This is a genomic window from Chryseobacterium sp. T20 (genome assembly GCF_047345655.1).
Taxonomy (GTDB): Bacteria; Bacteroidota; Bacteroidia; order Flavobacteriales; family Weeksellaceae; genus Chryseobacterium.
This window is the reverse complement of record NZ_JBLFDU010000003.1, coordinates 196,820-223,269: the sequence shown is the minus strand read 5'-3', so window position 1 is coordinate 223,269 and position 26,450 is coordinate 196,820. Positions and strand designations below refer to the sequence as shown.

Below are 26,450 nucleotides of genomic sequence, written 5' to 3'. Positions count from 1 at the left end.
TTTTTCGGATTATGCTTTTAATTTAATTTTCAAATAATGGGTAACTCTTTTCTCTACTAAATAGTATAGAACTGAGGCTACAATAATAACTAAAACAATTTTAAGAAGAAAAAAAGGGATGTTTAAATAGCCTTCCACTTTAAATCTTTTTAAAATAATTTCTACAAAAGGATGTGACAGGTATAATGAATAGGAAATGTCTCCCAGAAATATTAAGAATTTGTTTCCTTTACAATGGAATATATAATCAAAAGTGAGGAAAGAAAAGACAAACGTGGAGATGATTGCCAGTTTTATCCAGTCATTATCTATTGGAATGACACTAAGCAAAACAAGTATAAACGATGTTATTCCTATTACAGAAACTATCACTGCCCATTTCTTTGGAACTGTATATTGGTTCAGTAAGAGAGCAAAGAGAATTCCTACAACAAAATAAAGATTCAAAGAGTGGGTTACCATTTTCAGATAAGGGCTGTCAAAATGGATAATATAGCCTAAAATTGAAGTGAGAATGAAAAATCCTACAATGAAATAGTACCTCTTTTCTTTAAAAAATAACGCGAGTCCAAATATGAGATAAAAGAACATTTCAAAATTTAAAGACCAGCCTAAGAAAAGCACCGGAAATTCTTTCTTGGTCGGAAGAAATAATAAAGAATGGATTAATTCATAAAGACCTGCTCCATGAAAATATAGAAAGAAACTGCCTCCTGGTATCATGGCCGCAAATGTCAAAAGATAATACAACGGAACAATTCTGATTACTCTTCTTTTGTAAAATAAAGTGATCTGCTGAAAAGTATCCTTGCTGAAATTTATTTTTTGAGTGGTGAAAGTCATGATAAATCCACTGATAATAAAGAATACGGGAACACCGATGCTTCCTTTTTTAAAAAGAGTATCGCCAAGATTCAGCTCAGGTAAGTTGATCGTTTCACGAAAGTGAAAGCAACATACCAACAATGCTGAAATTCCTCTTAATATCTGGAGGTTGTTAAGTTTCATAGCAGAAGAAAAATAATCCTATCCTTTAAATTTTTTAAAGATATTTATAGTTTTTAAATACCCCTATTCGATATAAAAATTTTAATAATCTTGATTTTTTCAATTTATTTATTTTGTCTAAAGAATTTTGTGCAGTAAAATATAAATTAATTTTATCGATTAATTCTTCTGTCTGGAATTCAGAAAAATGAAAATTTTCTACCAGTATTTTTCTTCTTTCTTCTTTTCTTAAAGATTGTGATTTTGGATCAGAGCTTATACCATCTTTATAAAATCGGGATATGGTGTGTTCTATAGGTCTATAAGTACAATTATACTTAAAAATAGAAATCAAAAACCATTTCCAATCCGAACAAATTTTCAGATTTTCATCATAGAGACCTACTTTTTCAAAAGCACTTTTTTTAATGAAAGTACTAGGATGCCAAATAGTTTCTGCAATAAAATCTAAGAATGAGATGTTTTTTTTAGTTGGTCTAAGAACATCTTTATTATCTTCATCTATAACTAAATCTCCAGAAATAATATCATCTGTATGTAGTAGTGGAGTTACTTTTTCTACCACTAATTCATTTATCAGCTCGTCTCCGCTATTTAGGAAAAGAAGATATTCTCCGGTAGATTTTTCAATTCCTTTGTTCATCGCATGATAAATTCCCTTATCTGGTTCACTTACCCAATAGTTTATTTTGGAGTTATTTTTTTCTATGAGTTCTTTACTTCCATCTGAACTTCCACCATCAATTACGATATATTCAAAATCTTTATTGGTTTGCCCAAATACACTATTGAAGGTTTTTTGTAAACCATTTCGGTCATTAAAGTTTATCGTTATGATTGTAAGGGATTTGTTAAGCATATTTTTTGAGTGATTTTTTGGTAAATATCTGCCAGTTTATTGCAAAAAAATGATGTTGTATAATAGAAAATGATTTTAAAAAGATTATATTATTTTCAAATCATTTTCTACCATTTCTTTACAAAGAGCTTTTACGGTGTATTGTGGCTTCCAACTGAGAATATTTTTTGCTTTTGTGGGATCACCAATTAGGAGATCAACTTCTGTTGGACGGTAATAATTAGGATCTATTTTTACAACAGTTTTACCTACTGGTAATTGATAATCTGGATTATTACAGCGTAGCACTCTGGCAATTTCATTTTCCTGAGTACCTTCAAAAACAAGTTCTATTCCTGCCTCTTCAAAAGCCATAATCAGAAAATCTCTTACCATAGTAGTTTCACCTGTCGCTAAAACAAAATCGTCTGGCTTATCCTGCTGCAGCATTCTCCACATTCCTTCTACATAATCTTTGGCATGTCCCCAATCTCTTTTAGCATCTAGATTTCCCAGATATAAACAATCTTGTTTGTTCTTTGCTATATTAGCTACTGCCATGGTTATTTTCCGGGTAACAAAAGTTTCACCTCTTCTAGGAGATTCATGATTGAATAAAATACCATTGCAGGCAAACATTCCATATGCTTCCCTATAATTTTTTGTTATCCAAAAACCATAAATTTTTGCAGCACCATAGGGAGAACGAGGGTAGAAAGGAGAGTTTTCATCATAAAAACCTTTTTCATTTTTATTGGATGGAAGTCCGCCATATAATTCTGAGGTAGAGGCTTGGTAAATTTTCGTCTTATGGGTTAGTCCTAAAATCCTGATTGCTTCTAATAGACGCAGTGTACCTAGACCATCTACATTGGCAACATATTCGGGCATGTCAAAACTTACTTTCACATGGCTCATTGCCCCCAGATTGTAGATCTCGTCTGGTTGTACCTCTTGTATAATTCTGATGATATTGGTAGAATCTGTAAGGTCTCCATAGTGTAATTTGAAATTTACATTATGTTCATGTTGATCTAGGTATAAATGATCAATTCTTTGAGTATTAAAAGAGGAGGCTCTTCGCTTTACACCATGAACTTCATAGCCTTTTTCTAAAAGCAGTTCGGCAAGATAAGAACCATCTTGTCCCGTAATTCCTGTAATAAGTGCTTTTTTCATCATTTGTTTAAAAATTTTTCTTGATAAACTTGTTTTATTCCTTCTTCTAAAGGTATATTAGGAGACCAGCCCATAGAATTAATTTTAGAGGAGTCCATTAATTTTCTAGGTGTGCCATTGGGCTTTTCCGTATCCCAAACTATATTTCCTTCATATTGGGTAATATCTTTAATCTGCATGGCCAGTTCTAATATAGAGATTTCCCTGGATGAACCTATATTTACATGACCGCTATCATTATAATTATTCATTAAAAATACGCATGCCTTTGCAAGATCATCTACATGTAAAAATTCTCTAAAAGGGCTGCCGTCTCCCCATAAGATCACTTCTTTTACATTGTTTTGCTGGGCTTCAAAAAATTTTCTGAGCATAGCGGGTAAAACATGGGAATTATGTAAGTCGTAGTTATCATTAGGGCCATAAAGATTGGTTGGCATTGCCGAAATGAAATTACAATCATATTGATTTCTGTATGCATCACACATTTTTATTCCTGCAATTTTTGCTATGGCATAAGGTTCATTGGTTTCTTCTAAAAATCCACTTAATAAGTATTCTTCTTTTAGAGGTTGAGGAGCAAGTTTGGGATATATACAACTAGAGCCTAAAAAAAGTAATTTTTTTACTTCCTGTAAATAACTTTGATGGATTATATTAGCCTCAATCATAAGATTTTCGTAAAGAAAATCTGCACGATATGTATTGTTGGCAAGAATACCTCCTACTTTGGCTGCAGCAAGAAAGACATATTCCGGTTTTTCAGATTCAAAAAATGCTTGTACTTTTTTTTGATCTATAAGGTCTAATTCATCGGAGGTTTTAGTAACAATATTGTTAAACCCATTTGAAATTAAGTTTCTTAAAATGGCACTTCCAACCATACCTCGATGTCCTGCAATATATATTTTAGAGTTTTGGTTCATAATTGTAGTTGTAACGGATTTTATAATAAATTATTTTTAATAAATTATTGAAGTTTGATTTCAAAATTTGAGAGAACGGTTTGCTTTTTTGAGGGATAGCATTTTTCAAAATTATATATTTACAATCTATTTTCGAGATTCTTTCAATGTCGTTATCAATGGTTTTCTGATAATAATTTTGATATAGTTTTTTCAAGGAACTTGAACTTTCCAGAGAGTATCTGTTATAGTATTTTGCTAAAGTTTCGGGATTCTTATATTTAAAATTTGAAAAATGATAAAATACTAAAGGGGATTTGTCCGGCATAATGTATTTATTGTCTTCTGTTGCTACTAATCCTATTCTTTCATGCAAATTCCATGGAGCGGCATTGTATCCCATTTTATTAAGAATTTTTACATTTTTGAAAAAAACAGGCGTAAAGTTCATCCAGATTTGATCTACAAACAGACCTTTTTCCGGCTGATTATAGCAAAGAGATAATAATCTTTCTTCCCACCAATCGAGAAGTTTTTTGACATCTTCAGAATTGGCCCTTAATCCAATAAACCCCAGATTATATATGCCAAAATTAAGAAAAGTATTTTCTACTGGTTTGTAGCCATCTAAAGGAATAGAACTCAGGATATGGGGGGTGAGCAAAATATCTGTATTATTATCAAATTCTGCATTTAATATAGATAATTGATCAAATATCTCAATATCCGGATCGAAGTAATATATAAATTCTGTAGTTAGATTTTGTGCCAATAAGTACTTGAAAAATGATGCTTTTACAGAGGTGTTAAATTCTATAATGTCATATTTCATCCATAATTCATCAAAATTCTTTATTCCAATATCTTTCATTTCTACAATTTCACATTGGAAAGAATCATAATCTATTTCACTAGATTTTTCATCGCATAATCCTATTACAAATTTGAAGTTTTCACCATATTTATTAACAGAATTTTTTAGAACTTTAGCCTGTGCTAAATAGTTATTGGAGCAGATTGTGAAAGCTATATTCATAGGATTTTGGAAGTAAAAGTTGTTGAAATGTCTTAATATATTGTAAAAAATAATTTACTTTCTGGATATTGATATTTTTTTCTGTTTTTAATCTAGTATTACTTTGTAAAATTTCTGGATTGAAATTTATTTCTTAGGCTTCCTTATTAAGCGGAATATTTTTTTAGACAAATGTAATAACCCCAGATCTTCAATTATTTTTTTAAGAGACAAAAACAGTTTAAAAGTTCTTGATTCTTTTAGATTTCTTATTTCAATTGTTAATTCGTTCACTTTGTTATAGTTAGTGTTTAAGTGCCTTAAAAGTAATTTCTTGAAATCAGAATTTGAAATTACCTTTTCAGCTTCATTATAGAAAAGCATCTGATATACAATCATATGTTTTCTATCTCTGGACATACTCCTTGCATGTTTTCTATACAAGGCCAAAGGAGCGTCTAAAAAAATGAAATTGATGTTTTTTTGTGCAATTTGAATCCAGAAAAGCCAGTCTTCTTTTGCTTTTAGATTTTCATTAAAACGAATAGTTTCAAAAAGAGATTTTGGAAAAAAACCACAATGGATAGGAATTGTGAATGTAAAATCCCATTGATATAGGATAGATTCAAAATTCAGCAAATCCTGAGATAACTTGCAAAAAGGAGGTAATAGTTTTTGTTTATCTGAATCGTCAAACAAACAAAAATTTGACACTACTATTGCTTCTTTTTCTTGTATCAAATTTAAAGAATCTGAAAACTTAGTTTGAACTAAGATATCATCTGAATCTAAAAACTGAATATAATCTCCGGTTTTGATTTCCAGAGCGGCATTTCTTGCAGAAGATAACCCTCCGTTTTCTTTGTAAAGATATCTAAAACGGTTATCTTTTTTGACCCATTTGTCTGCTACTTCAGCCGTATTATCAGGAGATCCGTCATTAACGATAATGCATTCCCAGTTTTCATACGTTTGATCAAGAACAGATTGCAGAGATTCATCCAAAAAGCGTGCTTGATTATAACAGGGGACGATTACAGATATTTTGGGATTCATTTTCATTTTTATTCAATAAATTTATTGTGTTTTACTTTTCAGTGGATCATTAAGATTACAGCTTTTTAAATTCTTTCTGCCACACTTTAATAATATTACCTGAAATTTTCTGTTCGAAGGTACAAAATTATTTTTTCCGGGAATTTAGAATGGGATATTTTTGGATATACCATTGAGTAGATCTTCTTGTTGAATAACATATTATAAATATGATGAATAAAGCTTCTTCAGGTATTCATCAGGGGGAAGGCCTCTGAAGAAATCTTCTGTCAAACTGTCAAATTCTATATTGTAAAAAGAACCTTCATTTATACTTTCAGAGTCCGCATTTTTGGCAAGATGATTCTCCAGCTGTGATAAAATTTCATGCAATGAATACTGATAAGGATAAGCCAGATTGACGATTTTATTGTTGAGGGTTTCTATATGTTTCGAAACAAATAAGGCAATATCATCCGTACCGATAAGTATTCTTCTTGCATTACTGTGAATGGTGAGTTTATTTTCAGATAAAATTGAGTTTTTAAGAAAGTTGATTAGTGTATTGGGATTTCCTCCACGGCCTACTGCATTACCAACTCTGAAAATAACAAAGCTGGAACACTGTTCAGTAATTTGTTTTTCAATAGCAAGTTTATGCATCACATAAGGACTTTCAGTTTTGCTTGGATCGTAGATACTGCACGTAGAAAAATAAATCAGCTTTTTATCCGGATACTGGCTAATAACCGATTTCAGCAGGGATATTTCTCTTTCAAATTCAGCAGGATTTTTTTCCAGTGAATTGGAAACTCCTGATGCAAAAAAAATAACATCTTCTTTATCATAAAACCTTAAGGCATTTGCCAGAATTCCATTACCAATAATCATATGTTGACTGTTTTATGCCTTATTCCGGGCAGGATGATATTTTAACTTTCAGATTACATTTTTAATTCTGCGATCTTGTTGATAATTTTATAAAGTAAAGTTGGTAGCTTATTTCTAATCGCTATATCTAATCTCTTGGTACGATAGGGGTAAGCACTATAAGCATGGCTGTATTCATCAAAAAGCTTTCCAAATAGATAATATCTGTGCGTACGACTGTTAATTTTATCTTTAAGGATCCCGTCTTTATCAAACATCATTTGAAGAAGAAGGACTTCCATCTCAATTCTCTCTGCTTTTATTTTAGATAGATTTTCTGGATGTCTTCGATAATAGGCAAGTTTTTCCGGAATATAGGCGATGAGATATTTTTCGCTGATTTTTAGCCATCTGAAATAATCTTCCACAATTAATTTTGTATCATACTTACCTGTTTCTTTAATGACGTCAGTTTTTAACAAAACAGTTAGAGCAGGTATTCTGTTCTCTTTCAGAAGTTCTCTTTTAAAAGTGTGAGGATCCATTCCCTTCACACTGTCATAATTCGAAATATCTCCAATAATAGATCCATTATCATCAACCGTATGAGTATTGCTGAATGCCATACCATATTCATCTCCTAAACTTTCAAGCAAGGAAACTGACTTTTCAATGGCTTCAGGATGCATAAAATCATCTGCAGCAATCAGTTTAATGTATTTCCCTTTTGCCAGATCAATACATTCGTTAAGCATGGTAGCCAGTCCTGTATTATTTGTATGAAAATTTCTTTCTGCAGGATATTGAGTTTCTTTTAGCCATTGTTCAATGACATCAGCGGAATTATCAGGGGAAGCATCATCACCAACAATCAATTGAATATTGGTATAAGTCTGGTTTTTGATGCTGTCCAGATTTTCCCTAATATATCGGGAATGGTTGTAGGATACCACGATGACGGTTACTAATGGTTGTTCCATTTAGAACTCATTTATAGTTTTAATAATTGTTTCAATTTCTTTTTCTTCCAAGATTGATGAAATAGGTAGGCTAAGGACTTCCTCATGCATTTTTTCAGTCACAGGAAAAGAAAGATCATTGTATTCTTTGTAAGCCTGTTGTTTATGAGGTGGAATAGGGTAGTGAATGATAGTCTGTATCCCTTTTTCTGTTAAATAAGCCTGAAGAGCATCTCTGTTTTCTGTTCTAATCACAAACACATGCCATACATGTTCTTTTTCATCTGCCGGATTTTCAGGAAGTGTAATCTTTGGATTGGTTATTCCTGCTATAAATTTCTTGGCAACTTCTCTGCGGGTTTCGTTTTCGTGGCTGATATATTTTAATTTAATATCTAAAACAGCAGCCTGGAGTTCATCTATTCTGGAGTTCAGACCTTTGTATATATTAACATATTTCTGATTGGAACCATAATTTCCTAATGCACGAATTGTTTCAAATAATTTTTGATCATTCGTTGTCACAGCGCCGGCATCACCCAGTGCACCCAGATTTTTGCCTGGATAAAAACTAAACCCTGAGGCATCACCCAGGTTTCCGGTTTTTATTCCGTTCCATTCTGCTCCGATGGCCTGAGCATTATCTTCTACAATTTTAAGGTGATATTTCTCGGCTATCTTTTTCAATTCATCAGAAAAAACGACCCTTCCCTGAAGGTGTACAATCAGTATACCTTTTGTTTTAGGGGTTATTTTATCTTCAATTTTTGAGATGTCAATATTGTAAGTATTAGGATCGGGTTCCACAAAAACAGGAATCAAACCATTATCGGATAGGGCCAGTACAGACGCTATATAAGTATTAGCGGGAACGATGACTTCATCACCGGGTTTCATAACTCCCAATTCTATATACGCGCGGAAAATGAGACGCAGTGCATCGAGTCCATTGGCTACACCAAGGGCATATTCTGAATTGATATAAGAGGCCAGATTTTTTTCGAAAGCTTTGGTCTTTTCTCCAAGAAGATACCATCCTGAACGGAAAGTCTGTAATAAAGTTTCTTCTATTTCCTGCTGATATTTGAGGTTTATTTTTTGTAAATCAAGGAATTTTATCATTATTGTTTTTTCTTTAAAGTTTATGGGAAAATTTAATCCCGTATTGTATGATTGAGTATGTATTTGCTAATATACTGTTCAATGATGATATTTTAAAGCATAGAGATTTCATAAAAATCATTGCAAACAGCTCTTCCTCCGTACATTTCTTTTTGGTTAATAAGCCCTTCATTTAAATGCAGGCCTTGGTTTTCGGTTGATATTCCAAAGCTGAAGTATTCTTTATTCTGAAACTGCTCTTCAATCAGTTTAATAATTAAATAATCCAAAGCTCCAATAGTACGGCCTCTCTCAGAATTGGCAAGATATTGAGTGTGGACAACATTTCCAAAGTCGAAAATTACAGAGCCACAAATCAAAGCACCATTTTCATGAATTTCAAATAGCTTTATATTATCCGGGAATTTTTTTGCCAGTCTGTGTATTTCCTCTAAACTGTGGGTAGGAGTTGCATTATGTCTGGTTAAAATATTGGTCAGCAGTTCCCAGTATTTATCAAAATCTTTATTTTCTACAATTTCAAGATTCAAAGCAGAACAGTCTTTAAACTTTTTAGCAGGTGATTTAGCTAAAGGAAGTCTGTTTTTGATGGATATAACAGAGGAGATATCCCTTCTGAATAGATGAGCTTTATTAATAAACAAAGCATAAAGATCTTCCTGAAAAGGCTGTTCAGAAAATATATAGGGAATTGCTTTATAAATCAGCTTTTGAAAACCATTTGAAGAGTAATACTTTTTCAAAGCAGAAAAAACCTCCAGAACTTCTACAGATTTCACCCTTTTATTGACAATTAAGGAGCCATAAGTCAATCCTCCATGTGAAAAAATTTCTTTTTCTCTTTCATTAGCTGGAAATACAGCAATGATCTGATTCTTGTTTTTAAAAATCAAAGAATGATCCAAAAACCGGTCAGAATGATAATCCATGTAATCTCTTTGAAAAAAGAAAAGGTTATTTTTACTTTCTTTTACAAAGCTATCCCAGGATGATTTGTGGCTTTCGTTGTATCGTATAACTTCTATTTCCATTATAATTTTAATGTCATTCTTACGTTGTTATTTTCAATACAGTCTATTCTGAATCCAAAATTCTCATAGGCGCGTAATGCTCTTATATTACTCGGGATAACATTTAAATATAAGCTGCTCAATCCAAACTTCTCTTTGGCAATAGAAACAAGCTCTGATAAAATTTGGCTGCTCAACCCTTTTCCCCAATATTCTTTTTCTCCAATGTAACCAAAGTATTCTGCATTGTTGTTGTTCCTGTCAATTTTTTTCAATCCTGCAACTCCAATATTTTGATTGTTGTATGAAATACCTTTAATGAAATACGTTTCATTACGGTCAAGATTGCTGAACCATTCTTTTTGACTTTCTTTGGTGAAGTCAGGAGTACCGGTTAATTCTTTTATTTCGGGATCATTCAACCAGTTCCATGATTTTTCTAAAAAATCTTCGTTATAATCTATAAGACTTAGGTGGTCCTGTTCCTCGTAAGATTTAAAGTCTTCATAGCTTCTGAAATAATCTGCCTCATCATAAAGTTCTGAAGCAAGACACATTAAGACAGCGTTGTGAGAAAACTGAATATCTCTCCATATCAGTTTAGGGATAAATAGCCCTTTGTTTGGATGGTCTAATACAAAAGTTTCTGTATTTCCGTTTTTATCTTCCGTATTAAAAGTAATGGTTCCTGAAACGGCGAATATAATTTGATTCAGTTTTTTGTGGGCATGTCCTCCTCTTGTTACATCTTGTGGAGTGTAATAAGTCCAGTAAACACGTTTAATATCAAAAGGCGTATTCTTTTTTGCTTCCGCTATGGTGATATAGCCCAACTGTGATGAGCCGATTCTATCAAATGTAATTAAATAGGGATTATTATTTTTCATTGGTGTATTTGAATAATTCTACAAACATCTCAAAGTTAATTATAAAATTGCAATCAGTATGGCGGCCGTTATTTGTATATGACTGTTCATAAAAATCAACTTCAAATATTTTAGCCAGATTGGAAAAAACTACAGACTCTGTGGCGCTTTCAGGTACAAAGCATATAGCCTTTGGTTTGTTACGGCAAAAAATCATATTGGTCCATGCCGCTCCTGAAATTCCTATGATGAACTCTGCATTTTTAAAATAACCTGCTTGCTCTTCTATACTAAGTTCTTCTAGACATATCGGTACGAAACCGAATTTTTCTAAATATTCTAATATCTGGTCCTGGTTTTCAGCAATCCTGTGAGTATTTTTCCGGTACAAGAAAAGTTTCTTAGGAAGCTCGTCATTAATAACTAATTTCTCTAAAATATAATTAGAAAAGTTATAGGTTATTTCTGTATTGTAGAAAGCTCCGTCTGCTTTAATCAGGCTGTCAAATCTGTTGAACTGAATGTGGTTAAAATCATTTATATGATAAAGCTTTTTTACATGATATGTTTTGCCCGGATTTAAATACTTTACATCAAACTTATTTATGATAAACAAATCCAGTATTTTCTTCATACTTGGAACCTTGAGTACAATATCATTCACTAAAACGGTTGAGGTGTACTTGGGATTTAGTAAAGTAATTTTAGGCATTATTTCTATTAGGAAATGAAACCAGTTCCAGGAACCATTTCCTCCTAAAAAGAAGCCTTCTTTAAGTTCCTCAACCTCCTTTTTGATAATTTTAGCGTGCTTATCATTATGGAAGTTTACAAAACCTTCATTAAATCTTTCACCTTCACTTCTATGAGTGATCAGATTATCATTTTGAAGGATTGAAGATGAATTGATATCAATATATGCATCTTCAAATTGATAAAGTGATACTTCTGGAGATACAACTTCAATATACCGTTCTTCAATATTGAGGAATTTTGGCAGATAGGTTTTGGTCTTGTTTTCTTCTGCAAGCTTTTGAATAGTTTGCTGTTTACAATCAATAATATCCTTTATAGAAACTATTTCAGAAAATGATTTATATCTGAAATTATAAACCGTTCTCTTAAAATAATTAGATAAAGAATCATTACTCTTTATATAGTTAACAAACTTTCTTATAAAAGCTGCCATTCAAAATTAGTTTTTATAAATCCAGGTTCTACACCCAACCATTCACCTAACTCTTTTGACCTTTCAGTAATTCTGAATTTTAATATATCTTCTTCATACAATACGCTTTCATGTACGTTTCTGATAATATATAAACTTATTACATATTCACCCACATTCAGGAAATCTTTAGGGATATCACATACAAGTTTATTGTTCCCATTTTGTAATTTCACTTTATATCCGTTACTCATGGTAAAAAGAATATCATTGTTGAAATTTTTTACAATATAAGAAAGATGATACTCATTAATATTATCTTTTATCGTAATGTCAGTAAGAAGATTGAATTTTTGATCTTCTCTGAAATCAATTTCATTTGATTGTAAATTTTCATCAACCAAAGAAATGCTGTTAAGCTCAAAAAGGTTATTCTTAAAGTCTTTATGATCTCCTAATATTACACTGTTGCCAAAAGATTGTTTATCTCCATTATAAACACTAAGAGCCTTATCTGTGGTGCCATTATAGATAATGTTTCCGTTAGACATTACAATCCCCTGATTGCATAAAGATTTTATGGCAGTCATATTGTGGCTTACAAACAGGATTGTTCTTCCCTGATCTTTAGTCACGTCTGACATTTTAGCTAAACATTTTTTCTGAAATTCAGCATCTCCCACTGCTAAAACTTCATCTACAATAAGGATTTCGGATTCCAAATGAGCTGCTACAGCAAATGCAAGGCGGACATACATTCCCGAAGAGTATCTTTTAACAGGTGTATCTATATATCTTTCAACACCGGAAAAATCTACAATTTCATCAAACTTTCTCTTGATTTCCTTTCTTGTCATTCCTAAAATAGCTCCGTTAAGGAAAACATTTTCTCTTCCTGTCATTTCAGGGTGAAAACCTGTTCCTACCTCAAGCAGAGATGCTATTCTTCCGTTGGTGTATATCTTTCCTGTGGTAGGCTTTGTAACTTTACTTAAAACCTTGAGCAAAGTTGATTTCCCAGCACCATTTCTGCCGATAATTCCAACAGCATCTCCTTGCTGGATTTCAAAATTGATATCACGGAGTGACCATACATATTCGGAATCTCCCTTTGTGGTTCTGTCATTGGTTTCTCCAATTTTAAGATAAGGATCTTCTTTTCCTCTTACTTTATGCCAGAATCTGTTAAGGTCATGAGAAAGAGTTCCTGTACCCACTTGTCCCAGGCGATATTGTTTTGATATATTTTCTGCTTTTAAAGACAGCATATTCATCATTGAATTTAAAATTAATAAAATAAGTTACCAGTAAAAGTTATACAGTGTCCATAAAAGTTTTTTCAACCTTATTGAAAATAACAATTCCTATCATTAAAAGGATAAGAATAATAACCGTACTAATTCCAAGCATGGCAGGAGAAAAGTCTCCAACGCCTATCCAAGCATATTTAAAACATTCAAAAATACCGGTTAAAGGATTATAATAAGCTAACTTTTTAAAGAATCCTGGTAATGAAGATACAGGATAAATCACAGGAGTTGCATACATATATAAACTCACTCCAAAGCCCAATAGCATTGCAAGATCCTTATATTTTGTAGTCAATGAAGAAAATATCATTCCAACTCCTAATGCAAAAAGTGCCATTAAGAATATAAGAAATGGGGTGGCAAGAATCCAGATATTAGGATGAGCTTCTCCTTTGCTATAATAATATGCCCATGCAAGGATAAATAAAATAAGCTGTACTCCAAATCGCATCAGGTTGGAGATAACAATCGACAATGGAGTAACGAGTCTTGGAAAATAAACCTTTCCGAAGATTCCTGCATTTCCTGTAAAAGTGGAGGAGGTAGCCAGTAACGATGCAGAAAAGTAATTCCAGAGAGTAACTCCTGCCAGATAGAAAAGGAGCGGTGGTGCTCCATCTGTAGGTAATTTGGCAATTCTTCCAAAAATAACCAGATAGACGATAGTCGTTAAAATGGGATTAATAAAAAACCAGATTGGCCCTAAAATAGTCTGCTTAAAACTGGATATAAAATCTCTTTTTACAAACATATAAACAAGATCTTTGTATCTCCAGACTTCTTTTAGCTTCAAGTCAAATAGCGAATGATCTGCATCAATCGTCTCAGTCCACTTCTGTTGTGGTTCATTCATCTGTGTAAGTTTTTGCAAATTTATAATAATTAATTCTTACTGTATCTCCTAGTTTATGAATTTTCATAGTCAATAAAACTAAAAATCATCAACTAATATATTGATATTTGAGCGTATGAACAAAAACTATTGGCCATAAAGCCAATAGTCTATGAATTTTATAAATTATATTTGTTATTTTCCGACAAGTTGTTTCAGGTATTCGCCGTATCCACTTTTACCATATTTAGTAGCTGTTTCAAGCAGTTTCTCCTCACCAATGAATTTATTTCTGAAGGCAATTTCTTCGATACAGCCAATTTTAAATCCTTGTCTTTTTTCAATAACGCTTACAAATTCTGAAGCGTCATGAAGAGAGTCAAATGTTCCTGTATCCAGCCATGCAGTTCCTCTGTTAAGGACAGCTACTTCAAGCTTTCCATTGTTTAAGTAAACATTGTTGATGTCTGTGATTTCCAGCTCACCTCTTGCAGAAGGTTTGATATTTTTTGCGATTTCCACTACGTTGTTATCGTAGAAATAAAGTCCAGGAACAGCGTAGTTTGATTTCGGATTTAAAGGTTTTTCTTCAATAGAAACGGCTTTCAGATTTTTATCAAATTCTACTACACCATATCTTTCAGGGTCTGCAACGTGGTAGGCAAAAACAACTCCTCCTTCCGGATTGGTTTTGTTTTTTAATAAAGTTCCCATTTCAGAACCATAGAAAATATTATCTCCCAATACCAATGCTGCGGGATCATTGCCAATAAAATCTTCACCCAGGATAAAGGCTTGTGCTAAACCATCCGGGCTTGGCTGTACAACATATTCTATATTACAGCCAATTTGCGAGCCGTCGCCCAAAAGTTTGATAAAACCTGCCTGGTCGTGTGGAGTTGTGATGATCAGAATATCTTTGATTCCTGCTAAAAGTAGTGTGGAAAGCGGATAATAGATCATTGGTTTGTCGTAAACAGGCATCAGCTGCTTGCTCACTGCAATCGTTAGAGGGTATAGTCTTGTTCCGGAACCTCCGGCTAATATTATTCCTTTCATGTTTTGGTGCGTATTACGCTTATTTCTTTTGTGTTGTGAGTTGAATTTCTGTTGAGTACAAAGACTTTTATTTCTCTGTTATCTCAATAACAATATATTTAGTTGTATTGCTTGCTATAGTAATCCTGATAATTTCCAGAAGTTACATTCTCCAGCCATTCCTTGTTTTCCAGGTACCAGTCAATGGTTTTTGCTAATCCTTCTTCAAAGGTAACTGAAGGTTTCCAGCCTAAATCTTTATTCAATTTTGTGGCATCAATGGCGTAACGTTTGTCGTGGCCTGGTCTGTCTTTAACAAAAGTGATCAGTTTTTCAGAATAGCCTTCAGGTTTCTCCAGTTTGGCATCCATTTGTTTGATCAGTTCTTTTACAAGATCAATATTCTGCCATTCATTGAATCCTCCGATATTATAAGTTTCTCCGGTTTTGGCTTCTTTAAAAATCTGGTGAATTGCTTTGGCGTGATCAATGACAAATAACCAGTCTCTGGTGTATTTTCCGTCACCATAAATAGGAAGAGGTCTTTCGTTGATGATATTAGAAATACAAAGCGGAATCAACTTTTCAGGGAAATGATTCGGACCGTAGTTATTAGAACAGTTAGATACGATGAAAGGCATTCCATAGGTGTTTCCGTAAGCTCTTACCAAATGGTCAGAAGCTGCTTTGGATGCTGAATACGGAGATTGAGGGTCGTATGATGTGGTTTCTAAAAAGAATCCTGTTTCGCCTAAACTTCCATATACTTCGTCAGTAGAAATATGATAGAAAAGATTATTTCTTTTTTCATCCGGGAATCTGCCGTGAGTATGATCAGGGTTTAACGTCCAGAACTCTTTACAAAGATTCAGAAGATTAGCGGTCCCGTTTACATTCGTGTTGATAAATGCCATTGGATCTGTAATACTTCTGTCTACATGACTTTCTGCTGCTAAATGGACAACTGCATCCGGATTGTATTTTTCGAAAACTTTTCTAAGTTCTTCCGGTTTTGTGATATCTGCTTTTTCGAAAACATAATTAGGTTCATTTTCAATGTCCTTTAAGTTTTCCAGATTTCCGGCATAGGTAAGGGCATCAAGATTGATGATCTTAGTGTCCGGATTGTTTTTTACAAATTCTCTTACAACATGGGAACCGATGAACCCGGCACCTCCTGTAATGATAATGTTTTTCATTTATTTATTTTGAGATGGTCTTTCTTCCTATACTTTTATAATGAAATCCGTTTTGTTCAGGGACTTCCAATGGATACATATTTCTGCCATCAAAAATGACTTTGTTTTTCATTTTTTTAGCCATAAGTTCAAAATTGGGGTTTTTGAATTCCGGCCATTCTGTGGCAATAAATAGTGCATCTACATCTTCCAATGCATCATACATTCCTTTGGCGTATTGTATTTTGTTACCAAGAAGTTTTTGAACATTGCTTTCCGCAACAGCATCATATGCTACAATTTCCGCACCTTTTTCCAATAAAAGGGCAATATTGTCTAAAGATGAAGCTTCTCTGATGTCATCTGTATTTGCTTTAAAGGCAAGTCCCCACATGGCGATTTTCTTTCCTTCAATACTTCCTCCGAAATATTTTTCAATTTCAGACACTAAAATAACTTTCTGGGTGGTATTTACATTTTCAGTAGCTTCCAGGATCTGGAAATTAAAATCTTCCTGTTTCCCAGATTTTATAAGTGCTTTTACGTCTTTAGGGAAGCAGCTGCCTCCATATCCGATTCCAGGGAATAAAAATCTGTGCCCGATTCTGTCGTCACTTCCCATTCCCAGTCTTACCTTGTCCACATCTGCACCTACTTTTTCACAATAGTTGGCAATTTCATTCATGAAGGTGATTTTTACCGCTAAAAATGAATTGGCTGCGTATTTGGTAAGCTCTGAAGACTTCTCATCCATAAAAATAATTGGAATTCCGGTATTGGTAAAAGGCTGGTATATTTTAGACATAATATCTTTAGCTCTTTCTGAGCTTGCTCCTACAACAACTCTTGAGGGATTCATAGAGTCTTCAACAGCAAAACCTTCTCTTAGGAATTCAGGATTTGAAACCACATCAAAAGGGATGTCTGTTTTGGAAGAGATTGTTTCTCTTACCCTGTCTGCCGTGCCTACCGGAACAGTACTTTTATTAACAATGACTTTGTATTCAGTTATCATTTCGCCAATATTATTGGCTACATGAAGTACATAAGACAGATCTGCAGATCCGTCTTCTCCTGGAGGAGTAGGCAATGCCAGATATATAACTTCGCTTTTGTCTAAAGCTTCTTTAAGGTTGGTAGTGAAAAATAATCTTTCAGACTGGATGTTTCTTAAAAACATTTCTTCAAGGTTCGGCTCATAGATGGGAACAATGCCGTTTTTCATACCTTCTACTTTTTTTTCATCAATATCAACACAGTATACTGAATTGCCAAGTTCTGCCAGAGTAGTTCCTGTAACTAATCCTACATAACCTGTTCCTACAATCGTTATATTCAAAATGTTTGTTTTAAAATTCTAAAGACAAAAGTAATAAAAATACTGTCATGGTATCTAATCAACTATATAGAGTTCAGTAACTTTTATATAATGACAGGGTTAGCAATAACTTGAATGACAAATATTAATTTTTTTTGTAATATTGTATGTATGATAAACATTAATTATTCATGAAATGCAATTTAATTCTTCTTTAACAAAAATATTTTGTCTTTTAGTGTTCTCTCTAAATAATATTTATGGGCAAATAAATGATGCTAAAACCAATGACTCGTCTCGACGTTTGAAAGATCAGCAAGAACAGTTGTTAGCTGATGGTAATATTACATATAGGTTGGTCTTTAATGATGGAACAATAGTGCCATTTGGGCAGCTAATTTATGATACTGAAAGAGAATCGGTGCGTAATCAGGATTTAAAAAATAGAGAGGATAGTAAAAAACTAAGCTACTTATCTGTAAAATTATCTAAGCCCTGGAGACTGAATAACTGCGAGGGTACATTTAGTACTTTGCTTTTTGACAATAAACAAGAGGCTGTTAACGCAGCTTATAATAAATATAAAACAGGGAAGTGTTCTGGGAAATAATGAGTTTTCAGTTGTATTGTTCTGTTTGAATTAATCTTGAGAATGTAACTATTGTTTAATCTGTAGGTGTATGATATTGCCTACAAACTAGTTGATATATAAGAACATATTTTGTGTTTTTAGAAAAAAAGCTTATATTTGCAATGGATTTACGGAAAAAATGGGAAGGCTTCGGAAGAAAGCCTTTTTTCGTACTGTAAATCAAGATAAAAATATATGGAGTTTAGAAAAAGAATTGAAGAATTATTAAATGAATTCCTTGAGACCAGAAAAGATCTGTTTCTTATTGATCTTAAAATTTCTGCAGGGGATGATATTACAGTGATTTTGGATGGTGATAACGGAGTTTCTTTGCAGGACTGCCTTGATGCAAGCCGTGCCATTGAATTTAATATGGATCGTGAAGAGCATGACTTCAGCCTTCAGGTGATGTCTGCCGGACTGAGCGAGCCATTATCCACACCAAGACAGTTCAGTAAAAACATTGGAAGAGAGATTGAGGTGATGCTGGAGGATTCTTCTAAAATTGAAGGAGAATTGTCAAAAGTAGACGATGAGAAGATCACACTTGTTCTACGCTACCGTAAGCCGAAAGATATCGGAAAAGGAAAAGTAGATGTGGAGGAGGAGAAAGAGATTTCTTATCCTGAGATCAAAAAAGCATTAGTAGTAATTAAATTTTAAAAAGAAAAAAGAATAGATGGATAATATAGCGTTGATTGAATCCTTTGGTGATTTTAAAGACGAAAAGGGGATCAGTAAGATTGATCTTATGGCAATTATTGAAGATTCACTGAAGACTCTTTTAAGAAAGAGATTTGATTCAGATGATCATTTTGATGTGATTGTAAACCCGGATAAAGGAGATTTTCAGATATTTTTGAATAAAACAATTGTAGAGGACGAAATGTCTGAAGATGATGATTTGGAGATTGAAATCTCTGAAGCAAAGAAGATTGACCCTACCTTCGAAGTAGGTGAGGACTTTACAATGGAAATTCCTGTTGCACAATTGGGAAGAAGAAATATTCTTACCCTTAAGCAAATCCTTGCTACAAAACTTCAGGAACACAATAATGCAATGCTGTACGAACAGTTTAGAGATAAAATTGGTGAAATCGTTGTTGGAGAAATCCACCACATCCGTCACAAGCACGTGATTTTGCTGGATGATGAAGGAAATGAATTTATTTTACCAAAAGAAAACCAGATCCCATCCGATTTCTTTAAAAAGGGTGAGAATATCAGAGCTATTGTTGAGACAGTAGATTTTAAAGGTTCTAAACCACAGATTATTATTTCCAGAACTGCACCTAAATTCCTTGAGAAATTATTAGAGCTGGAAATTCCTGAAATTCAGGACGGAACAATTATCCTTAAAAAGGTAGTGAGAATTCCTGGTGAAAAGGCGAAGATTGCAGTAGATGCTTATGATGACAGAATTGATCCGGTAGGAGCTTGTGTTGGGGTTAAAGGATCCAGAATTCATGGCGTTGTAAGAGAGTTGAGAAATGAAAACATCGATGTTATTCAGTGGTCTAAAAACCCTGAGATTTTGGTTAAGAGAGCATTAGGAAACGTTACAGTCAATAAAATTGACATCAATGAGGATCAAAACTATGCATTAGTATATACTCCTGTTGAAGAGATTTCTAAAGTAATTGGAAAACAAGGTCAGAATATCAGATTGGCTTCTTGGTTGTCAGGATATGAAATTGATGTATACAGAGAGTCCAGCGAGGATGACGATGTTGAATTGAGAGAATTTAACGATGATATCGAGCAGTGGATTTTGGATGAGTTTAAGAAAGTAGGACTTACAACTGCAAAATCAGTATTGGATAAAGAAACTGAGAGTCTTTTAAATATGGTAGACCTTGAAGAAGAAACCATCGAAGAGGTTAAACGTATTCTGAGAGAAGAATTTGAAGATTAAGATTTTAAATAAATTTTAATAAACAGTAAAAAGGAAATACTTTAATTTTAAAAATTAAAAACAGTAAATAATATAAATGCCAAAAATTAGATTAAATAAAGCGGTTAAGGAATTCAACATTTCGATGTCCAGATTAGTAGAGTTTTTACAATCAAGGGGTTTCGAAGTTGAAAGCAATCCTAACGCTCAATTGGAAGAAGCGGCATATTCTGCATTGGAGGCTGAGTTTGCTAAAGACGGCGAACAAAGAAAGGCTTCCCATGAGGTGGTGATCACTAAAGTTCCGGAAGAAAAACTGGAAATTGAAGAAAAGAAAACCCCTGAAGTGATAAGAGCTAAAGCAAATAAACCAGAAACTAGAATTTTAGGTAAAATAGACTTAGAACCTAAGAAGCCTGAAGTTGAGGAAGCTCCTGCAGCTCCTGTTGCGACACCGGTTGAAGAAAAGAAAGAAGAAATCGTGAAAGAAGAACAACAGCCGGAAGTTAAAGCAGCGCCTGAGAAGCAGGAATTTAAAGTTTTGGATAAAATTGATTTGTCTCAAATAGAATCTAGAAACAGACCTGTGAAAAAAGACAAGCCAAAAATGGAGGAGAAAAAAGAAGAAGTTAAACCTGTGGAAACAGTAAAAGAAACTCCAAAACCAGTGGTTGCAGAGGAGAAAAAAGTAGAAACTCCAAAAGTAGAAGCTGAACCTGAATCTCAGGAACCACAAAAAATTGAGACAGTATATCAGAAGCTTGACGGTCCTAAGATCGTTGGGGAAAAGATTGACTTAACTCAGTTTGCGCCAAAGCCAGGTGCTGGAGCAAAAAAGAAAAGAAAGAGAATTGAAAAACCTGGTGGCCAGAATAACCAACAAGGTCAGGGGAATAATCAAAACTCAGGAAATAACAACAATAACCAAGGTGGCCAAGGCCAAGGAAACCGTCCACATAACAACAACGGTGGACAGGGACAAGGTGGAAACCGCCAAGGTGGTCAGGGAGGACAAGGAAATCGTCCTCAAGGTCAAGGTGGCCAGGGTGGAAACCGTTTTGGAAATAACCAGGGTGGTGGAAACCGTCAAGGTCAAGGTGGTGGCTTCAAAAAAGGAGGTCAGAACAACAGACCTGGACAAAGAGTTATGCCAGTTGAGCTAACTGATGAGCAGGTTAAAAACCAGATCAAAGAAACATTAGAAAAACTTACTAATAAGGGAGGGAAATCTAAATCTGCAAAACACAGAAAAGATAAGAGAACTTTCCGTAGAGAGCAGGATGAGCGTCAGCAGGAGCTTGAAGCACAAGACAGAACTCTTAAAGTAACAGAATTCATCACAGTAGGTGAATTGGCAAGTTTGATGAATGTTTCTCCAACTGAAGTAATTTCTGCTTGTTTCTCATTAGGGGTAATGGTTACCATGAACCAAAGACTTGAAGCTGATACCTTATTATTAGTAGCAGATGAATTCGGTTATAAAATTGAATTCTCAGATGCTGATCTTGAAGATACAGATTCAGAAGATGAAGTAGACACTGAAGAAAGCTTGTTGCAAAGAGCTCCTGTAGTTACTGTAATGGGACACGTTGACCACGGTAAGACTTCATTGTTGGACTACATTAGAAAAACAAATGTAATTGCCGGTGAATCCGGAGGAATTACTCAGCACATTGGTGCTTATAACGTGAAACTGGAGAATGGTCAGAGAATTACTTTCTTAGATACACCAGGTCACGAAGCCTTTACCGCGATGAGAGCGAGAGGTGCACAGATTACGGATATTGCAATTATCGTAATTGCTGCCGATGATGATGTGATGCCACAAACAAAAGAAGCTATTGCTCACGCGCAGGCTGCGCAGGTTCCAATGATTATTGCAATCAATAAAGTGGATAAACCTAATGCAAACCCTGATAATATCCGTCAACAGCTTTCAGGATTAAACCCTCCGGTTTTAGTAGAAGAATGGGGTGGAAATGTTCAGGCACAAGAGATCTCTGCTAAATTCGGTAATAACGTAGATGTATTGTTGGAGAAAGTTTTACTACAGGCAGAAATGCTTGAATTAAAAGCGAATCCTGAACGTGCAGCAAACGGAGTTGTTATTGAAGCATCTTTAGATAAAGGTAGAGGGTATGTAGCAACAATGTTGGTACAGACCGGAACTCTAAGAGTAGGAGATTATGTAGTTGCTGGTAAAAATCACGGTAAAGTAAAAGCTTTGCTTGATGAAAGAGGAAAAAACCTTAACGAAGCGGGTCCATCAATTCCTGCAACAATCTTAGGTTTGGACGGAGCGCCTACGGCTGGTGATAAATTCCGTGTTTATGCTGATGAAAGTGAAGGTAAAGCTATTGCCAATAAGAGAGAACAATTACAGAGAGAATTATCAATCAGAACGAAGAAGCATACAACGCTTGAAGAATTAGGTAGACGTATTGCTTTAGGAGAATTCAAAGAACTGAATATTATCCTTAAAGGTGACGTGGATGGTTCTGTAGAAGCTCTTTCTGATCAGTTACAAAGATTATCAACAGAAGAAATCAGTGTTAAAATTCTTCACTCAGGTGTTGGGCAAATCACTGAATCTGATATCAACTTAGCAGCAGCATCCGACGCTATTATCATTGGATTTAATGTGAGAGCAGGTGCTAATGCTAAAGAACTTGCAGATCGTGAGGAAATTGAGATCAGAACATATTCTGTAATCTATAAAGCAATTGATGAGGTAAAAGAAGCGATGGAGGGAATGCTTTCTCCGGAAATTCAAGAGCAGGTGATTGGTAATGTTGAGATCCGTGAGGTATTCAAGATTTCTAAAGTAGGAACAATTGCAGGTTGTATGGTTCTTACCGGAAAAGTAACAAGACAGTCTAAAGTACGTTTATTAAGAGACGGTATTGTTAAATTCGACGGAGAACTTGAAAGTTTGAAACGTTTCAAAGATGATGTTAAAGAAGTAACGAAAGGTTACGAATGTGGTCTGAATCTGAAAGGTTACAATGACATCGAAATCGGAGATATCCTTGAAGTATACGAAGAAGTAGCGGTCAAGAAAAAATTAAAATAAATATATCCTAAATATGTGAAAACCACTTTTTTATAAAGTGGTTTTTTTATTTTTTAACCCTGTTTAATTTATAATGATTCTAAATAATTTTTTTTAGATTATTAATAATTTGTTAAAGCGAATTCGGTTTGTGAAAAAATTATCTTTTATTGAATAAAAACTGTCTATTATTATTGAATCTTATTTATTTTATGTAAATTTTAAATGAAACAGTAAAAAAAACAGGCATTTAAACGCTAGTTTAATTTGTGGATGTTAATATTTATTAACATATTTGCCCATTAAATATATTAAAATTTGTTAATATGAATGTTAAACTACGTGTATTGAGTGCAGGAGCATTGTTCTTTATGGGAGCAGTAACTTATGCGCAAACAACAAAAAAAGACACTACTCAAACAAAGCAAATTGATGAGGTAGTTGTACAAGGTTATAGAACCGTTTCTAAGAAAACTGCTGTTGGTGCTAGTCAGCAAATAAAAGCTGAAACTATTGAAAGTAGAGCGCAATCCAATGTATTAAATGCTGTTCAGGGTCAGTTAGCTGGTGTTAATATTAGCGCAGGTAGTGGACAACCGGGTGCTAAGCCTACTGTAATTATTCGTGGGGTAGGTACTCTATCTGCAAGTACAGATCCTCTATATGTAATTGATGGTTTCCCATCCAATAGTGATGCGTTCAGAAACTTGAACAGTTATGATATTGAAACTTTTGAAGTACTGAAAGATCCTGCTGCTCTTGCTGAATATGGTAACAGAGGATCAAACGGGGTAATTGTTATTACCACAAAGAGAGGTAGTTCAACAGGAGGAAAACTTAGTTTCCACTATAACTCTCAAACAGGTGTTAATTTCTTACAAAAAAATAAATATAATATTGCTAACTCCAGAGAATTATTGACTTTGGAGAAAAGATTAAACACTGGTAAGGGTGTTGATATGACCGATCAGGAAATTAATGATTTTAATATCAATACAGATTGGTTAGATTATTTTTACAATCCAGGAATTTTTACAGCTCATAACCTGAGTGTAGAAAGTGGTAACGAAAGAGTTCGTACTTTTACAACTGCTGGATATTTGAACCAGGATGGTACTCTTGCAGGAACTTCATTGCAGAGATTTACATTACGTAATAACATCAGTGGTAAAAGTGAAAACAAAAAATTTGATTACTTTATCGGGATGGCAGCTGTTTTTTCAAAGAATAGCGACCAGCCTTCTGAAGGAGATGCTGAAGGGATCAACCAAAACCCTATCTTGGGAGCTCAGATGGGTGTACCTTACCTAAGCCCAAGTATGTATTCGAACGGATATCAATTATTCCAGGATTATGCTTCGTCAGGAGGAAGTTTATTATACACACCATTATTCCTGATTGATAAAGTTGAAACTTTCTACAGAAGATTCAATGATTACAGATTTGACGTTAACTCTGAATTATCTTATAAAATCTTACCTGGATTGGTTGCGAGAACTCGTACCAATGCACAGTTGATTTATCAAAGACTGGTTTCTGTACAAAGACCTGAAAGTTTTAACAGTCTTTTATTCTCTCCTACACAAGGGGTTCCTTCTTATTTAGGAGGTGCTTATAATGGTACGGAAGCAATTAACAATAACTACAACTTCTCATTTAACCAGTTAGCTCAATTAGGGTATACTAAGAGTTTCGGGAAACATACATTCAACTTAACTGGAAACATGGAATATAACATGTACCAGTTCCAACAAAGTATCCAAACTCAAAGAGGTTTAAATCCTAAGAACTATGTTCCGGATACTGGACAAGGATATGTAACTGATACAGCTGCAAATGACTGGTATGTTCCAACAATTTCCAATGTGAAATCCAGACTGGATCTTCTTTCATATTTTGGATCTTTCGATTATGACTTTAATAAAACTTATGGTATCGTAGCATCCATCAGAAGAGATGGAACAAGCCGATTTGGTGACGATAGAAAATGGGGTACATTCTGGTCTGTAGGAGGTAGATGGAATATCGACTCTGAATCTTTTATGGATAATGTTAGTTTTGTAGATGTATTAAAACTAAGAGGTTCTTATGGGGTTATTGGTAACCAGAGAGTTGTTGCTGGAACAATTTACCAGGGACTTAACCCTCCTAAGTATTATGATGTATATACGCCAATTACTACTGCAGGAGGAAGTTATAACAGTGGTTTCGGTATGGGAATTGCCTTTGGAGATCCACTTCTTCAATGGGAATCTACTAAACTTTATAATGTTGGTATAGATTTCGAATTCTTCAACAGAAGATTAACCGGTTCATTTGATAAATACGGTAAAAAAACAGAGAATATGTATTATACTGATCCAATGGCTCCTGTATTGGGAACTGGATCTATCGATCATAATACTAATATGTTTTTATACAACAGAGGTTATGAATTAAGTTTAAACTATACAGCTCTAAAAACAGAAGACTTAACACTTAATATTAGAGCTAACGGATCTATTAACAATCAGGAACTAGGAGGTATTGCTGGTGGAGGATATATCGATAGCGGAACTCAGTTTATTGTGAGACAACAAAACGGAATGCTTCCTTTCATGCCATATGTATACCATTATCTTGGTGTAAATCCAGCGAATGGAGAATTGCTTTTCGAAGATGCTAATGGTAATGCAACAGAAAATCCAACATTCGCTGATAGAAAGACAAGAAAGTATAATTACCTTCCGAAATATCAAGGAGGATTTGGATTCGATGTAAATTATAAAGGATTCTATGCTTCAACAACATTTACTTATGTTGCAGGTATTGAAAGATTTGATGGAGACTGGTCAACAATGTATGCGGGAGATAACATCGGACAGTTTAATGTATCTCGTGATTTGTTAGATTCTTGGACACCAACTAACACTGGTGCATCTCTACCTTCACTTACTGCTGCTAACAGAAGTCTTGATGCTTCTTCTGATAGATTCCTTGTGGATGCATCTTATTTAAGATTGAGAAATGCTCAAATAGGATACAAAATTCCTAAAAGAATGCTAGATGGAACATTCTTAAGTTCAGCTTCTATTTATGTACAAGGAGAAAATCTTGCAACTTGGACTAAGTGGAGAGGTTATGATGCGGAAAGTAATCGTAATAGTGATGCCGCGAATTATCCTACGGCAAAAACGTTTACTATAGGATTTGACTTTAGATTTTAAACTTTAATTAAACTTT

The 26,450-nt window shown here is 34.1% G+C and carries 22 protein-coding genes; 5 read left to right on the top strand and 17 right to left on the bottom strand.

Features of this window, described 5'->3' with window-relative positions; genetic code table 11:
* Nucleotides 1-9 precede the first annotated feature (9 nt).
* The 17 genes from ACMA47_RS09535 to ACMA47_RS09455 form a co-directional block, all read right to left on the bottom strand.
* Nucleotides 10-1,008, bottom strand: coding sequence for an acyltransferase family protein (locus ACMA47_RS09535; protein WP_413929604.1), 999 nt, complete (start codon nt 1,006-1,008; stop codon nt 10-12).
* A gap of 34 nt (nt 1,009-1,042) precedes the next feature.
* Entirely contained in the window at nt 1,043-1,867 is an 825-nt protein-coding gene (locus ACMA47_RS09530) for a glycosyltransferase family 2 protein (RefSeq protein WP_413929603.1), read from the bottom strand.
* Nucleotides 1,868-1,951: 84 nt separating this feature from the next.
* Entirely contained in the window at nt 1,952-3,025 is a 1,074-nt protein-coding gene (gene gmd / locus ACMA47_RS09525) for a GDP-mannose 4,6-dehydratase (protein ID WP_413929839.1), read from the bottom strand.
* Nucleotides 3,025-3,951, bottom strand: coding sequence for a GDP-L-fucose synthase family protein (locus ACMA47_RS09520; protein ID WP_413929602.1), 927 nt, complete (start codon nt 3,949-3,951; stop codon nt 3,025-3,027). The genes gmd and ACMA47_RS09520 overlap by 1 nt, the downstream gene beginning before the upstream one ends.
* Nucleotides 3,935-4,966 carry a hypothetical protein gene (locus ACMA47_RS09515; RefSeq protein WP_413929601.1) on the bottom strand — a complete coding sequence of 344 codons (1,032 nt, stop codon included), beginning with the start codon at nt 4,964-4,966 and terminating at the stop codon, nt 3,935-3,937. The genes ACMA47_RS09520 and ACMA47_RS09515 overlap by 17 nt, the downstream gene beginning before the upstream one ends.
* Nucleotides 4,967-5,092: 126 nt before the next feature.
* Entirely contained in the window at nt 5,093-6,001 is a 909-nt protein-coding gene (locus ACMA47_RS09510) for a glycosyltransferase family 2 protein (protein ID WP_413929600.1), read from the bottom strand.
* A gap of 201 nt (nt 6,002-6,202) precedes the next feature.
* Nucleotides 6,203-6,871, bottom strand: coding sequence for an NAD-dependent epimerase/dehydratase family protein (locus ACMA47_RS09505; protein ID WP_413929599.1), 669 nt, complete (start codon nt 6,869-6,871; stop codon nt 6,203-6,205).
* Between the two features lie 53 nt (nt 6,872-6,924).
* Nucleotides 6,925-7,830, bottom strand: coding sequence for a glycosyltransferase family 2 protein (locus tag ACMA47_RS09500; protein WP_413929598.1), 906 nt, complete (start codon nt 7,828-7,830; stop codon nt 6,925-6,927).
* Nucleotides 7,831-8,931 (bottom strand): DegT/DnrJ/EryC1/StrS family aminotransferase, encoded by a 1,101-nt coding sequence (locus ACMA47_RS09495; protein ID WP_413929597.1) that lies wholly within the window; start codon nt 8,929-8,931, stop codon nt 7,831-7,833.
* Between the two features lie 92 nt (nt 8,932-9,023).
* The gene (locus tag ACMA47_RS09490; RefSeq protein ID WP_413929596.1) at nt 9,024-9,962 is read right to left on the bottom strand and encodes a GNAT family N-acetyltransferase; all 939 of its coding nucleotides are present in this window, start codon (nt 9,960-9,962) and stop codon (nt 9,024-9,026) included.
* Entirely contained in the window at nt 9,962-10,828 is an 867-nt protein-coding gene (locus ACMA47_RS09485; RefSeq protein ID WP_413929595.1) for a GNAT family N-acetyltransferase, read from the bottom strand. Before ACMA47_RS09485 ends, ACMA47_RS09490 begins: the two co-directional genes overlap by 1 nt.
* Nucleotides 10,818-11,996 (bottom strand): glycosyltransferase family 61 protein, encoded by a 1,179-nt coding sequence (locus tag ACMA47_RS09480; protein WP_413929594.1) that lies wholly within the window; start codon nt 11,994-11,996, stop codon nt 10,818-10,820. The genes ACMA47_RS09485 and ACMA47_RS09480 overlap by 11 nt, the downstream gene beginning before the upstream one ends.
* Nucleotides 11,981-13,249: a polysaccharide ABC transporter ATP-binding protein gene (locus tag ACMA47_RS09475; RefSeq protein WP_413929838.1), complete on the bottom strand. Its 1,269-nt coding sequence runs from the start codon at nt 13,247-13,249 to the stop codon at nt 11,981-11,983. The genes ACMA47_RS09480 and ACMA47_RS09475 overlap by 16 nt, the downstream gene beginning before the upstream one ends.
* Nucleotides 13,250-13,289: 40 nt before the next feature.
* Complete coding sequence (locus ACMA47_RS09470) at nt 13,290-14,138, bottom strand: ABC transporter permease (RefSeq protein WP_413929593.1); 849 nt, start codon at nt 14,136-14,138, stop codon at nt 13,290-13,292.
* A 174-nt stretch (nt 14,139-14,312) separates the two neighbouring features.
* Nucleotides 14,313-15,176, bottom strand: a complete 864-nt coding sequence (gene rfbA / locus ACMA47_RS09465; protein WP_413929592.1) for a glucose-1-phosphate thymidylyltransferase RfbA — start codon at nt 15,174-15,176, stop codon at nt 14,313-14,315.
* 98 nt (nt 15,177-15,274) lie between these two features.
* The gene (gene rfbB / locus ACMA47_RS09460; protein ID WP_413929591.1) at nt 15,275-16,354 is read right to left on the bottom strand and encodes a dTDP-glucose 4,6-dehydratase; all 1,080 of its coding nucleotides are present in this window, start codon (nt 16,352-16,354) and stop codon (nt 15,275-15,277) included.
* 4 nt (nt 16,355-16,358) lie between these two features.
* The gene (locus ACMA47_RS09455; protein WP_413929590.1) at nt 16,359-17,672 is read right to left on the bottom strand and encodes a UDP-glucose dehydrogenase family protein; all 1,314 of its coding nucleotides are present in this window, start codon (nt 17,670-17,672) and stop codon (nt 16,359-16,361) included.
* Nucleotides 17,673-17,847: 175 nt separating this feature from the next.
* Between ACMA47_RS09455 and ACMA47_RS09450 the strand changes: the two genes are divergently transcribed.
* The 5 genes from ACMA47_RS09450 to ACMA47_RS09430 all read left to right on the top strand — a co-directional run bounded on the left by ACMA47_RS09450 (nt 17,848) and on the right by ACMA47_RS09430 (nt 26,434).
* Nucleotides 17,848-18,261, top strand: coding sequence for a hypothetical protein (locus tag ACMA47_RS09450; RefSeq protein WP_413929589.1), 414 nt, complete (start codon nt 17,848-17,850; stop codon nt 18,259-18,261).
* A gap of 216 nt (nt 18,262-18,477) precedes the next feature.
* Complete coding sequence (gene rimP, locus ACMA47_RS09445) at nt 18,478-18,945, top strand: ribosome assembly cofactor RimP (protein WP_034691441.1); 468 nt, start codon at nt 18,478-18,480, stop codon at nt 18,943-18,945.
* A 16-nt stretch (nt 18,946-18,961) separates the two neighbouring features.
* On the top strand, nt 18,962-20,197 hold the full coding sequence (nusA, locus tag ACMA47_RS09440; RefSeq protein WP_034691439.1) for a transcription termination factor NusA: 1,236 nt from the start codon (nt 18,962-18,964) through the stop codon (nt 20,195-20,197).
* A 76-nt stretch (nt 20,198-20,273) separates the two neighbouring features.
* On the top strand, nt 20,274-23,249 hold the full coding sequence (gene infB / locus ACMA47_RS09435; protein ID WP_413929588.1) for a translation initiation factor IF-2: 2,976 nt from the start codon (nt 20,274-20,276) through the stop codon (nt 23,247-23,249).
* 305 nt (nt 23,250-23,554) lie between these two features.
* Entirely contained in the window at nt 23,555-26,434 is a 2,880-nt protein-coding gene (locus tag ACMA47_RS09430; protein ID WP_413929587.1) for a SusC/RagA family TonB-linked outer membrane protein, read from the top strand.
* Nucleotides 26,435-26,450: the final 16 nt, after the last annotated feature.

Bases quoted from the DNA above. Each gene is read 5' to 3' on its own strand.
- ACMA47_RS09500 (WP_413929598.1), bottom strand. From the start codon at position 7,830: ATGGAACAACCATTAGTAACCGTCATCGTGGTATCCTACAACCATTCC.
- gmd (WP_413929839.1), bottom strand. From the start codon at position 3,025: ATGAAAAAAGCACTTATTACAGGAATTACGGGACAAGATGGTTCTTAT.
- ACMA47_RS09430 (WP_413929587.1), top strand. From the start codon at position 23,555: ATGAATGTTAAACTACGTGTATTGAGTGCAGGAGCATTGTTCTTTATG.
- ACMA47_RS09475 (WP_413929838.1), bottom strand. From the start codon at position 13,249: ATGAATATGCTGTCTTTAAAAGCAGAAAATATATCAAAACAATATCGC.
- ACMA47_RS09450 (WP_413929589.1), top strand. From the start codon at position 17,848: ATGCAATTTAATTCTTCTTTAACAAAAATATTTTGTCTTTTAGTGTTC.
- ACMA47_RS09490 (WP_413929596.1), bottom strand. From the start codon at position 9,962: ATGGAAATAGAAGTTATACGATACAACGAAAGCCACAAATCATCCTGG.
- ACMA47_RS09505 (WP_413929599.1), bottom strand. From the start codon at position 6,871: ATGATTATTGGTAATGGAATTCTGGCAAATGCCTTAAGGTTTTATGAT.
- ACMA47_RS09495 (WP_413929597.1), bottom strand. From the start codon at position 8,931: ATGATAAAATTCCTTGATTTACAAAAAATAAACCTCAAATATCAGCAG.
- ACMA47_RS09485 (WP_413929595.1), bottom strand. From the start codon at position 10,828: ATGAAAAATAATAATCCCTATTTAATTACATTTGATAGAATCGGCTCA.
- ACMA47_RS09470 (WP_413929593.1), bottom strand. From the start codon at position 14,138: ATGAATGAACCACAACAGAAGTGGACTGAGACGATTGATGCAGATCAT.
- ACMA47_RS09530 (WP_413929603.1), bottom strand. From the start codon at position 1,867: ATGCTTAACAAATCCCTTACAATCATAACGATAAACTTTAATGACCGA.
- rimP (WP_034691441.1), top strand. From the start codon at position 18,478: ATGGAGTTTAGAAAAAGAATTGAAGAATTATTAAATGAATTCCTTGAG.
- ACMA47_RS09515 (WP_413929601.1), bottom strand. From the start codon at position 4,966: ATGAATATAGCTTTCACAATCTGCTCCAATAACTATTTAGCACAGGCT.
- nusA (WP_034691439.1), top strand. From the start codon at position 18,962: ATGGATAATATAGCGTTGATTGAATCCTTTGGTGATTTTAAAGACGAA.
- rfbB (WP_413929591.1), bottom strand. From the start codon at position 16,354: ATGAAAAACATTATCATTACAGGAGGTGCCGGGTTCATCGGTTCCCAT.
- infB (WP_413929588.1), top strand. From the start codon at position 20,274: ATGCCAAAAATTAGATTAAATAAAGCGGTTAAGGAATTCAACATTTCG.
- ACMA47_RS09480 (WP_413929594.1), bottom strand. From the start codon at position 11,996: ATGGCAGCTTTTATAAGAAAGTTTGTTAACTATATAAAGAGTAATGAT.
- ACMA47_RS09535 (WP_413929604.1), bottom strand. From the start codon at position 1,008: ATGAAACTTAACAACCTCCAGATATTAAGAGGAATTTCAGCATTGTTG.
- ACMA47_RS09520 (WP_413929602.1), bottom strand. From the start codon at position 3,951: ATGAACCAAAACTCTAAAATATATATTGCAGGACATCGAGGTATGGTT.
- ACMA47_RS09510 (WP_413929600.1), bottom strand. From the start codon at position 6,001: ATGAATCCCAAAATATCTGTAATCGTCCCCTGTTATAATCAAGCACGC.
- rfbA (WP_413929592.1), bottom strand. From the start codon at position 15,176: ATGAAAGGAATAATATTAGCCGGAGGTTCCGGAACAAGACTATACCCT.